The 10,854-nt window shown below is 39.7% G+C and carries 8 protein-coding genes, 12 tRNA genes, 1 rRNA gene and 1 pseudogene; 16 read left to right on the top strand and 6 right to left on the bottom strand.

Annotation, left to right across the window (positions count from 1 at the left end):
- Window positions 1-5: 5 nt before the first annotated feature.
- From F9B85_RS13645 to F9B85_RS13695, 11 genes are all read left to right on the top strand, one after another.
- Window positions 6-81, top strand: a tRNA-Asn gene (locus tag F9B85_RS13645).
- A 6-nt stretch (window positions 82-87) separates the two neighbouring features.
- A tRNA-Met gene (locus F9B85_RS13650) sits at window positions 88-163 on the top strand.
- 8 nt (window positions 164-171) lie between these two features.
- Window positions 172-263, top strand: a tRNA-Ser gene (locus tag F9B85_RS13655).
- A gap of 21 nt (window positions 264-284) precedes the next feature.
- Window positions 285-361, top strand: a tRNA-Pro gene (locus F9B85_RS13660).
- Window positions 362-425: 64 nt separating this feature from the next.
- A tRNA-Gly gene (locus F9B85_RS13665) sits at window positions 426-499 on the top strand.
- A gap of 7 nt (window positions 500-506) precedes the next feature.
- Window positions 507-582 (top strand) — tRNA-His (locus F9B85_RS13670).
- Window positions 583-600: 18 nt separating this feature from the next.
- Window positions 601-675, top strand: a tRNA-Cys gene (locus F9B85_RS13675).
- 25 nt (window positions 676-700) lie between these two features.
- Window positions 701-776 (top strand) — tRNA-Lys (locus F9B85_RS13680).
- Window positions 777-782: 6 nt separating this feature from the next.
- Window positions 783-858, top strand: a tRNA-Glu gene (locus F9B85_RS13685).
- Window positions 859-867: 9 nt separating this feature from the next.
- A tRNA-Val gene (locus tag F9B85_RS13690) sits at window positions 868-943 on the top strand.
- Window positions 944-960: 17 nt separating this feature from the next.
- Window positions 961-1,036, top strand: a tRNA-Thr gene (locus F9B85_RS13695).
- Window positions 1,037-1,083: 47 nt separating this feature from the next.
- On the opposite strand, the gene F9B85_RS13700 is transcribed toward F9B85_RS13695, so the two are convergent.
- Window positions 1,084-1,785 carry a heparan-alpha-glucosaminide N-acetyltransferase gene (locus tag F9B85_RS13700; protein WP_151621781.1) on the bottom strand — a complete coding sequence of 234 codons (702 nt, stop codon included), beginning with the start codon at window positions 1,783-1,785 and terminating at the stop codon, window positions 1,084-1,086.
- Between the two features lie 323 nt (window positions 1,786-2,108).
- Between F9B85_RS13700 and F9B85_RS14850 the strand changes: the two genes are divergently transcribed.
- Window positions 2,109-2,417: a hypothetical protein gene (locus tag F9B85_RS14850; protein WP_243138241.1), complete on the top strand. Its 309-nt coding sequence runs from the start codon at window positions 2,109-2,111 to the stop codon at window positions 2,415-2,417.
- Window positions 2,418-2,441: 24 nt separating this feature from the next.
- Here F9B85_RS14850 and F9B85_RS15080 read toward each other — a convergent pair.
- Window positions 2,442-2,516 (bottom strand): annotated as a pseudogene (locus F9B85_RS15080) (hypothetical protein); the annotation flags it as partial.
- Between the two features lie 143 nt (window positions 2,517-2,659).
- Entirely contained in the window at window positions 2,660-4,042 is a 1,383-nt protein-coding gene (locus tag F9B85_RS13710; protein ID WP_151621782.1) for an MATE family efflux transporter, read from the bottom strand.
- Between the two features lie 264 nt (window positions 4,043-4,306).
- Between F9B85_RS13710 and F9B85_RS13715 the strand changes: the two genes are divergently transcribed.
- The gene (locus F9B85_RS13715; protein ID WP_151621783.1) at window positions 4,307-5,680 is read left to right on the top strand and encodes a hypothetical protein; all 1,374 of its coding nucleotides are present in this window, start codon (window positions 4,307-4,309) and stop codon (window positions 5,678-5,680) included.
- Window positions 5,681-5,718: 38 nt separating this feature from the next.
- Here the strand turns inward: F9B85_RS13715 and F9B85_RS13720 are convergent, their stop codons facing one another.
- From F9B85_RS13720 to F9B85_RS13730, 3 genes are all read right to left on the bottom strand, one after another.
- Window positions 5,719-6,912: a M14 family metallopeptidase gene (locus F9B85_RS13720; protein WP_151621784.1), complete on the bottom strand. Its 1,194-nt coding sequence runs from the start codon at window positions 6,910-6,912 to the stop codon at window positions 5,719-5,721.
- A 180-nt stretch (window positions 6,913-7,092) separates the two neighbouring features.
- Window positions 7,093-8,769, bottom strand: coding sequence for a thiamine pyrophosphate-binding protein (locus F9B85_RS13725; RefSeq protein WP_151621785.1), 1,677 nt, complete (start codon window positions 8,767-8,769; stop codon window positions 7,093-7,095).
- 110 nt (window positions 8,770-8,879) lie between these two features.
- Window positions 8,880-9,974, bottom strand: a complete 1,095-nt coding sequence (locus F9B85_RS13730) for a DUF362 domain-containing protein (RefSeq protein WP_151621786.1) — start codon at window positions 9,972-9,974, stop codon at window positions 8,880-8,882.
- A 195-nt stretch (window positions 9,975-10,169) separates the two neighbouring features.
- Between F9B85_RS13730 and F9B85_RS13735 the strand changes: the two genes are divergently transcribed.
- The 3 genes from F9B85_RS13735 to F9B85_RS14675 all read left to right on the top strand — a co-directional run.
- Window positions 10,170-10,252: transfer RNA gene (locus tag F9B85_RS13735), tRNA-Leu, on the top strand.
- Between the two features lie 246 nt (window positions 10,253-10,498).
- Window positions 10,499-10,756 (top strand): hypothetical protein, encoded by a 258-nt coding sequence (locus F9B85_RS13740; protein ID WP_151621787.1) that lies wholly within the window; start codon window positions 10,499-10,501, stop codon window positions 10,754-10,756.
- 16 nt (window positions 10,757-10,772) lie between these two features.
- Window positions 10,773-10,854: ribosomal RNA gene (locus F9B85_RS14675) — 16S ribosomal RNA — on the top strand; the annotation flags it as partial.

Below are 10,854 nucleotides of genomic sequence, written 5' to 3' on the forward strand. Positions count from 1 at the left end.
AATATTCCTCGATAGCTCAATCGGTAGAGCAACCGGCTGTTAACCGGTAGGTTGTAGGTTCGAGTCCTACTCGAGGAGCCATAATGACGCGGGGTGGAGCAGTTGGTAGCTCGTCGGGCTCATAACCCGAAGGCCACAGGTTCAAGTCCTGTCCCCGCAACCAATCTCTCTGGAGAGATGGCCGAGTTGGTCGAAGGCGCACGATTGGAAATCGTGTAGGCGGCAAAACCGTCTCGAGGGTTCGAATCCCTCTCTCTCCGCCATTACAAGAACAAGATATATATCGGGGTGTAGCTCAGTTTGGTGGAGCGCCTGCCTTGGGAGCAGGAGGCCGCACGTTCAAGTCGTGTCACCCCGACCATTTCATATCCTATTTATTGCTTCTAGTGTAGTGTTCTCACTTAGCATCAATATTAATAACAAATGCGGGTGTAGCTTAATGGTAAAGCTCTAGCCTTCCAAGCTAGCTACGTGGGTTCGATTCCCATCACCCGCTCCATAATGTGGTGGCTGTGGCGAAGTGGTTAACGCACCGGATTGTGGCTCCGGCACTCGTGGGTTCAAGTCCCATCAGCCACCCCATCAAAACTTCGTTAATATGGCGGCATAGCCAAGTGGTAAGGCAGAGGTCTGCAAAACCTTTATCCCCCAGTTCGAATCTGGGTGCCGCCTCCACTTTTATCTATAAAGCTAATAATAAGATCCATTAGCTCAGTTGGTAGAGCACCTGACTTTTAATCAGGGTGTCGCTGGTTCGAGTCCAGCATGGATCACCATTACATGGCCCGTTGGTCAAGTGGTCTAAGACACCGCCCTTTCACGGCGGTAACAGGGGTTCGAATCCCCTACGGGTCACCACTTAATTTTGGGCGATTAGCTCAGCTGGGAGAGCACCTGCCTTACAAGCAGGGGGTCGGCAGTTCGATCCTGTCATCGCCCACCATAAAATTTTATAGTAATGCCAGCGTAGCTCAACTGGTAGAGCAACTGACTTGTAATCAGTAGGTTGCGGGTTCAAGTCCTGTCGCTGGCTCCATTAGTGATTAAACCTTCCACTTTGTGGAAGGTTTTTATTTTGCTTACTTATAATAAATTCACTTGCTCCATCAAGCTTAAAAATACTAATAAGATAGGTTGATGAATTAGGTAGATATATAGTGATTTTCTACCCAAGTAACCAAGTGGCTTAATATTCCAAACAATTGGAAGCACACTTTCATAAGAAGGGTAAAGTATTTTTTTCAAGGCCACACCATAAAGAAAAACACCAAAATAAGGTAGCAAAGGATAATAATCAAAGGACATATAACTAGAGGACGTCAAACCAAACATAAGAAAATAATTATGAGAAATAGAAACTTGTCCAACCATATAGCCAATTAGAATGACCAATGAGCCTATTATAAATAAAGAGAAGATATCTAGATTCTTAACAAATATGTACAAAAAAATGCTAATAGCTAAAAAATGCAAAATACCAAATGTGATAAAGCGCTCAGAATCAAATAGATATGTTACAAATGTAATCAAAAAGGCATAGAAGAGTATTTTCAAACCTCGTTGGAAGTTATTCTTGCTAAAAGAACAACTTATACCTGTAAGTATTATAAATAATAATGCAGATGCTTTTCCAATAAAGAAAATAATACCACTCTGGTAATCGATATTAAAGCCGTAAAACTCTTTTAAATTATAAAGCAAATGAAACAAGACCATTAGAATTATGGCAATTCCTCTTAGTAAATCTATCTCCCATATTCTTCTATTAGCACTTGTATCACTCATAAAAAAGCTCCCCTCTCTTGATAGTGAAAATGATAACAAAAAATATAGCATCTTCAAAGTGCTTATATCAAGAAAAAAGGCTATTTTCTTTACCAATAGTCCAAGAATTTACATATGCTTTTAGCAAACAAAATTTTTTGACAAAAAAAGTCTATGATCCCCTAGAAAGAGATCATAGACTTTTTTATTAAATTACTGTTGACCATAAATCTTCATTAAATCAACACATTTTTTTATTACTATTTATACATGAACAAGGTTCTTAAGAATCATCGTTAGAGTCAGATCTAGGATCTAGCTCATGGGTTAAGGAGGCGATAGTAATGAAGAAGCTTATAGCAGTTGGAATTATCGGCATTGCAGTAGGTGCAGGCGTTTTTCAACTTTCTGCGGCTAACGCAGAAACAACAACAGTCCAAGAAACTACTAGCGATAGAACTTGTATGATGAGCAATATGATGAACGGTATGACAGGTGAAAAAAGTAGCTGGATGTCAAATATGATGGGACCAATGCACGGCAAAATGCAAGAAAGAATGCAAGCAAAAATGGACACACCAGAAGGTCAAGCCATGATTGAAGCATGTAATGACTTTTGGAATCGCCAAAACATCGATAACAGTGAGGGATGAGGCCAAGCGCCCCGTAGAAGTCAATATACGGGGAAAGATAAGGCCACTGATAACTGAATAGGGAATATACTTTAAGAAACTGCTCCAAAATTGGGGCAGTTTTTTCTCTTTCGTCGTTAAAGTAGGTAAGAGGCGAGGTAAGCCGCTTTAATTACTTCTTTCCAAGAAAGTGAGGCTGTTGCCACAGCAAAGCTCCTTTTTACATATAAAAATGTTTTTATATATAAATGCTTACTATGAATTTAAGAAGTACTAGACTTATTTATTTCTTTTGAACCGTTGAAGAGGCGAAGAAGAAAGATTATAGATGCTGTAATTGCTTCGGCAATAGGAAAAGCAAGCCAGATTCCATTAAGGCCAAAAAAGTAAGGCAATAGCCATAAAAATAGCAAAACAAGTACCAAACCACGGCTTAAGGTAATCAAAATAGATAATCTGATCTTGCCAGTAGACTGATAAAAATAAGCATAGATAAGGTTATAGCCTAAAAATATATAACCTAAAAAGAACAGGGAAATACCATGTATAGTATGAGAGTAAAGCTCTTCTGTAGGTACACTGAACAAAGACACCAAAAGGTCAGCAAAAAACCATCCAACAGACAGAGCCAAAAGACCCATTAACAGAGCAGTTTGCAAAGCAAAACGCAAGCTCTTTTGTAAGCGCTCAGTAAGACCTGCACCGTAATGAAAACTAGCAATAGGTTGTAATGCAATACCAATACCAATAAATAATAAAAGAATAAAAAAGTGAATGTAATTTACAATAGCATAAGCGGCTACGCCGATTTCGCCGAGAACCTTCATAAATGTGATGTTATAACCAATCATAATGATTGCTAATGAAATTTCGGAGACAAAACTGGGGAAACCGATAGTAAATATATCTTTCCCAATAGAGTGAGAAAAGTTAAAAGGAACTAACTTTAAATGGCTACCTTTCCGAAAAAAATGGCTTAACAAAATTAGAAAGCCTAGAAATGTGCTAAGAATGGTAGCATAGGCGGCACCTTTAACGCCCCAACCAAACTGTAAAATAAAAAGATAGTTGAAAAATATATTAAAAAGAGAAGTTATAACTATAGCACCTGTAGCAAGATTAGGATTGCCATCATTACGCACAAAAAGACTTAAGATATTTTCAAGAACATAAACAATACCAAACATCAGCAAAATAGATAAGTAATCAACTACATAAGGCAAGATAACCTCGTTAGCACCAAAAAACCAGGCCAATTTTTCGATCTGCCACAAGCTAGCGAACAACAATAAACCAATAATAGAAATAGCCAGAGCAAAAGCATGGGAAAAAACTATTCTAGCCTTCTGCAATTCTTTCTGTCCTAAGGCAATAGAATAGAGAGTTGCTCCGCCAATGCCAATCCATAGAGATATAGAAAAAAAGATTGAAAAAGCGGGAAATGCAACGTTAACTCCGGCAAGACCATGAGGACCTACACCGTGACTAACAAAGATCCCATCAAGAACAATATTGATAGACATTAATAACATCCCTAACACAGAAGGGATAAGATAAGCGAAAAAAAGCTTCCTAATAGGTGTTTCTTGCAATTTTACAATAGCATCAGACAGGAGAAGCCCTCCTATAATAACATTGAACAACATTTGGAAAAATTAACTGTCTAGAGTAGATTTAATTATTATAGCACACAACAATATAAGTCTAGTAAGAGCCTAGAAAGGGCAAACTTTTCATAATCATTATTTTGCCTATAATAGAGTAGCCTATAATGGATTGATAATTTGGATATTTCTGAGCATAAACAAATAAACTAAACTCATGTTATAATTGCGCAATATGCATTTTCTCTGCATAGAAGGATTGGAGTCGTGATTGTTCAATCTTTCATCAGGAAAGGACTATCAGGAATGAAAACAATATGCAAAATTGCGCTTTTTCTATTAGCTGGAATACATCTAATTAAACCATTCGTTCCTGTAGATTTTACAATTCTTTTATTTATAACGACACTCCTAGTCCTAGGGACAGGCATTGTCTTGATGGGACAGGGCTTTCGTATTATTACTTTTGTTTTCCTGATCTTAGGAGTAGGACTGTTGCTCTTTTATGGTCAACCTTTTGAAGTCTGGATTTCCTCTATTAATGCTTTAACTAACGTTGTTGCCATTGTTGCTATAATGCAGTTATTCGCCATTCCCATAGCTGTAGGTCAATATGATAGAGTTGTACGTTACTGGATCACCAAATCTTCACAAGGGGAAAGAGGCCTTTTTCTCATCACCACAGCAGGGACGCAGTTTTTGACTAGTCTCTTGATGTTCGGCTCTATTCCTGTAATGATTGCTATCTTAGGAGATACCTTAAAAAACTGTGTATCTAATTACCAAAGATTTGTTGCCACTGCAACAGTAAGAGGTTACGGACTTGCCGCCTTGTGGGCACCTGGTGCGATCAATCTATTCTTAGTTATGCAAGCTACAGGAGTCTACTGGTCTGATATAGTATTGCCTGGCTTTCTTTTAGGGATCTTGGGTATTTTCATATCTTATCTCCTTGAACGAAAAGTACAACTATCCTCACAAAATTATTCCCTTGCCGTAGAGGATAATCAGCAAAAGGTAAGCCCTTCAGAAGCTCAAAAAAAATCATTTTTTCTAGTCTTTGTACTAATATGCTTAGGACTACTAATTTTCTTGTTCGACCAATTAGCAATTGGTACTTCCTCGAATCGAGTTGTCATGGCTGTAGCACTGGTTACATTCCTTTGGACTATCCTTCACTTTAGAAACCCTGCTTTAACCAGAACGTTAAAGCAATATTGGGATCATGGAGCTCTAAAAACAGTTGATCTAGGTCCTTTTCTGGTAGCTATGGGACTTTTCTCTGGTGCTCTTGAACATAGTGGGCTTATCACCGAGCTCCAATCTTTGTTACAAATCTATATTAACAGTCTTGGTATCTTTGCTATCTTTCTGATACCTTTCTTAATGATTGTAGCCTCACTAGTAGGTATTCATCCTTTTATCACCATTGTCATGTTCGGCAAAATTCTGATTGCTTTACATTTACCCATCTCAGACGTGACCTTAGCGCTTTGTTTGGCCTTAGGGGGTTCTCTCTCCTACATCATTTCACCTTTTGCAGGCGTTACAATTGCACTTTCTAACTATGTTGATGCAAAAGTATGGGATGTAACAATTCGTTGGAATTGGCTTTTTGTTGCTATTTACTTTATAGTCGGCGTAAGCTTTGCTTACTTTTGGGGAACTTTGATTAGATAGAAACCACATCATATTAGTTTTTAAAGATTCTTGCTCTATTATCGCATATACAAGTTAGCTAAAAAGATTCCTAAGCTTTCCTCATAAATCTCATTAAACTGAGTAAGCGGTAAAGGATTAACTCCTCTGCCTAACTCTACTGTAAAGCCTGGGCGTCTCCATTGCTGAATAAACCAATCTTTATAACCAGCATAACTGTCAACATAACGAATCGGTACATAGCCACTGACACGAAAAAACTCGTTAACCAGCAACTCTGATTCTGGCGGCTCTAAGCCTTGAAAGCCCCAATAAATTACTTTTCCTTGCGTGTGGTAAGCTAAGACTCGATCGAAATCTCGTCGTTCAGCTAGTTGAGCCATGGCTATTGATTCGGGTTCTGTCAAAGGGGCTGTACCTGGAAAGTCAGTAGGTGCTGGTGCTTGTGGCTTTCGAACCGCTTCTCTTTGCCACAAAGCAGGGTATTGATTGTTTAGATCGACACCTCGAATATTAGCACGCCAATTAGAGAAATCTGTACGACCTTGATTAACTGACAAGACAAAAGAACGGTACGGTTCTTCCGGCGGTGCACCACGAATTACAAGATCTACACCATCGGGATTGACCATGGGAACGATCGAGAGCATGACATTTTCATAAAAAGGGGCCATTACACGACCACGAATCGGTCTTCGATTTGTTAAAGCAAGTAAGTACTCATTAAGCGTTTGCATTAAAATAGGCGTAGTTATCCATTCCTGAGCATGAAAAGAACCATTGAAGTGAACTCTTGTCTCACCAACACCAACACGTATCTCTGGAATAACTTTTCCCATAACGGAGCGACCAATAGTTTCATTTACAATAAAAGGATAAACATTTTTTAATCTTTGCAGGTCTTCCATCATAGCTCTGTAGTCGTAATTTCTTTGTCCGACCACAATCGGTGTAGTGACCCGCTGTGGTAGACTGATAGATTGACCAACCTGTAAAGCGTCAGGTCTAGTAAAAAGGTTCAGTAGATAAAGAGCATCCAAAGCAATGCCTGTTCTCTGGGCAATACGCCAAAAAGTATCACCAGGCGCTATAGTATAAGGCACAGCAATAAAACCAGGCACATTAATTTCTTGACCGACAAACAAGCGATTGGGATCAATTCCGCGATTAGAATCAACAACTAAGGGAAAAGGTACATCAAAAAGCAGACTATAGTACCATAGGCTATCTCCTCTACGAACAATAACTCTCACGATTATCTTCCTCGCCTTCTGTTTATTCAAGGGTTATTAAGGCAGTGGTTGATTAAAGGTATGAGGAAAAATAGTTATTCATCATAGCATTTTTTTCTTGTATAAGATGGTTGCAGGAGTTTACAAAAAACCCCTCTAAACTGTACCGAAAAGGGACAGATTAGAGGGGTTAATCTTTTTTTATACTTTCGTACCCGGTGGTATAGGATTATTGGTAGCCACATCTAGCAAAGTTGGCTCAGGAGAAGATAAAGCTTCTGGAAGCGCTTGTTGGAGAGCTTGTTCACTATCGATGCGATATGCTTGCCAACCACAAGCACGAGCCATTTCGTCAAAATTAGGCGGTTCGAAGGAATTACCGAGCGGAATTAAAGAACCGACTTTCATACGATTTTCTTCTGTAGCCAGTGTTTTATTTCGAAAAAGGATAACTTTAATCGGTAAATTTTCTTGTCGTGCTGTTACCATTTCACCAAGACTCATCAAGAAGCCGCCGTCGCCGACTAAAGCGACAACTTGCTTTTGTGGCAGTAAGTTTTTTGCCGCTATGGCATAAGGTAGGGCCGAACCCATAGAGCGCCATTTACCAGACAGAAGAACTCTTTGTTCCTTAGCAAAAAAACTTCGAGCAAACCAGAGAGTATGATCGCCTACATCAACAGAAATAATGGCCTGAGGATCAATTTTTTCAGATAAGATTTCCATGATTCGCTGTGGCATTATAGGTGAAGTATTAGTATTACTACTGCTCCTGTCAAGATTACTGTTACATATATTAAGCTCATTAGGTGAAGCTTCGTTAAGACAACTTCTATAACGACTTAACCAAGCTATTTTAGCGGCCTCTATGCTTTTTCTCCAGTCCTGACGGACTTGCTGTGGTAAACGCGATAGGAGTTTTGTTAAAACTTTTTCTCCATCACCAGCTACAGCATAAGTAAGGGCTGTAGCCCCTCCTAAATTATCGGCACGGCGATCAATTTGAACAACAGGAATTTTAGAAGGTACATAGCCACTAGGCCACCAAGTTGCACCGATTTTGATACATAAGTCAGCTTGAAAAAGAATTTCAGCAGAGCTTTCGCGTCCTGCTTTACCTAGTGCTCCTAAGACAAGAGGGTGTTGATGAGGGATTACACCAGTAGCCGGTAAAGTATGAATCACGGGAGCTTCATAATGTTCTGCAAAGCGTCTTAACAGATCACCATAACCAATAGTCCCTTGACCAGCTAAAATTACTGGTTTCTTTGCTTGTTGTAAAAGAGGTAAAAGACCATCAATTACTACTTCATCACTTTTGCTAGGAGTAAGAAGATAGGGCTCAGGTGAACGAAGAGTTCCTTTGCAAGGAGCTGGAAAAAGATCTTTAGGGATAGCTATGTGACTAACACCCTGGCGTGCCATAGCCGTTCTAACACCATAAACTGTCATAGGCAAAATAGCTTCAGGAGCAGTAAGCTGAGCGCTGTACTCTGCAACAGGATTTAGCAAACCTACCATATCAATATATTGTTTATGCCAAGTACCGATATAGAAGGACTCTACTTGTCCTGTAATAGCTAGGACAGGCACATTGTCAGCCGCTCCATCGGCCAAGCCATTGATTAAGTGTCCTGCACCGGGTCCAGCGGTAGCCGTACAAACACCAATTTCTCCCGTTAGCTTAGCATGAGCTACAGCCATAAAAGCGGCTGATTCCTCGTGGCGCGTAGGAAAAAAGCTAATACCTTCAAATCGCGCTAACTCATCGAGTAAATAGATAATGCCATCACCAGGAACACCATAGATCGTGCGTACACCATAAGCGTGAAGCTGTTCTAATAGCCAACGGGCTACTGTTTTTTCTTCTTTTTTCATGCTATTTCCTTTCCTACTTCAATTTTGGTTTGCTTTATTTTTTCTTTTTTGCTGTGAAAAAATAAGGCCTAGTAGGAAGTTAAGGATATAGTATGACTTTAAGGACTACTTTATTTTTTAAGCTGACGTAAAAACTGCACAATATCACGAGCACTAGGAGGGCAACCAGGTAAATGTTGATCCATTTGGACCGTACAGTTGCCGATGCCGATTGCCTTGCCCTTTTCTTTTTGACCATGATAACCGCGTCCGATACAAAGCGGTAGATCAAGATGGTCGAGCTCGCCTTTTTCTTCTAAACGATCGAGTGCATGGATTAAACTACCATAACAAGGAGAGCAGGATTGATTTTCTTCAATGTATTGAGCTAACTGTGCTACACGATAACTAGGCCGCAAAGTTCGGCCTGGCTTTTTTTCTTGATCTAGTTCAACAAGAGAAGTTTCAGTTCCATATAAGTTGCCTCTTCCTAGCTGATGACTTATCTGAAGGTATTCAATGTCAGATACTTCATAGCCTATTAAGGAAGCTACGTAGGAATCAACAAGAACAGGATCAAAGCCTGCAATGATACGACCCATCTCCACAGGGTTGCCGCCTTCTTCAAAAGTAAGATCTCCCATTATACCATCAACAATAATTAGATCGGTTCGCAGAACTTGATTAAGATAAGCTATAGGCCTATGTAAGCCTAAAGAATGATAGCGTCTTTTTTCTTTGTCTGGAATACAGCCTTTCAGATTTTTCAAAGAACAGGTTAAACGAGTTTGACAATGGGCTTTCAGTACGGGCAAATTAATTAAGTAATCCACTTCTGTGGCCTGTTTACAGAGCAATAAATTCATATCTTCATATGTGACTTTAATCGTTCGATCATCTTTGAGATCGATAAGAGGAATATCGTAACGTTTGGACAGTTCTTCATAACCACAGATCTGGAAAGCTCGCTTCGTATTATCACCGACCCAAGAGCTTTCCATGATTACAAGGTTCTTATAGCCTCTTTCTTGAAAGTGCTCAATCAGTGCGGCCGCAATCTCTGGAGAAGTGGTAGCACCAGAAGTAGCAGGTTTAGCTAATACCAGATTAGGCTTTAAGGCAATGCGTGAATCAAGAGGAAGAGCTTTCTCTGGTTGAAGCAGTTCCAACAAAGTTCGAACCATTTTTTTAGGTTCCTTACCGTAAATTATGGTGAGCTCAGTCATAAATCCTCCAAAAACAAAATCCTTTTTATGTCTATAATAGCATCTCCCAACAAGTCTTTTCTTCATCCTAAACCCTAATTAGATTTAGAGACAAGCTTGCCTTCTTCTTTATCAAGGGGTAATTATAAATATGGAAAGTTTTTCATTTGACAAGATGCTATTAAGTTGTTATTCTATATCTCACGTCTCATATATGCGGTCGTGGCGGAATTGGCAGACGCACTGGATTTAGGTTCCAGCGGGCAACCGTGGAGGTTCAAGTCCTCTCGACCGCACCATTCTCCTTTATCTTCTTTTCTTAATATTTCTGACTACGGTTTTTACCAAAAAGAAACAGTAGACAGCAGATAGGAAAAATGATAATATGTACTTCCGCCCAACAAACGGCGGGAACAAAGAAAAGAAAAAGCAATCAAGCTTTTTTTCGACAATCAAGTACATTCAATCAAGTAATTAAGCTTGAGGAAAATGATTGAGAAACAAACTGGTCCTTGAAAATCAAACAGTTGTAAAAAAAGTCAAGCGTGCGAAACGTCGAAGCCGAAAGGCAGAGACACCAATCAATTCTGAAACTATTGCTTGAATTAGCCTCCTGCGTTGTCGTAACAGACAATGTAGAACTGAGGGAAGTAACAGTTATCATTAAAGTCTATTTAGAGCTTGTCAAAGCTCCGGAATATAAGGATATAAAGGATGTTAACCGCTATTGCCATCCATGGCGCAGTAGAGTAAAAAGGATGTTAACCGCCAACGGCCATCCATGGCCGCGGTTAACTGAATGACATCCTGTCATCCATATTTTTGGAGAGTTTGATCCTGGCTCAGGACGAACGCTGGCGGCATGCCTAACACATGCAAGTCGAACGGAGTCGATTAAGTA

It is taken from the genome of Heliorestis acidaminivorans, from assembly GCF_008933955.1.
Classification (GTDB): domain Bacteria; phylum Bacillota; class Desulfitobacteriia; order Heliobacteriales; family Heliobacteriaceae; genus Heliorestis; species Heliorestis acidaminivorans.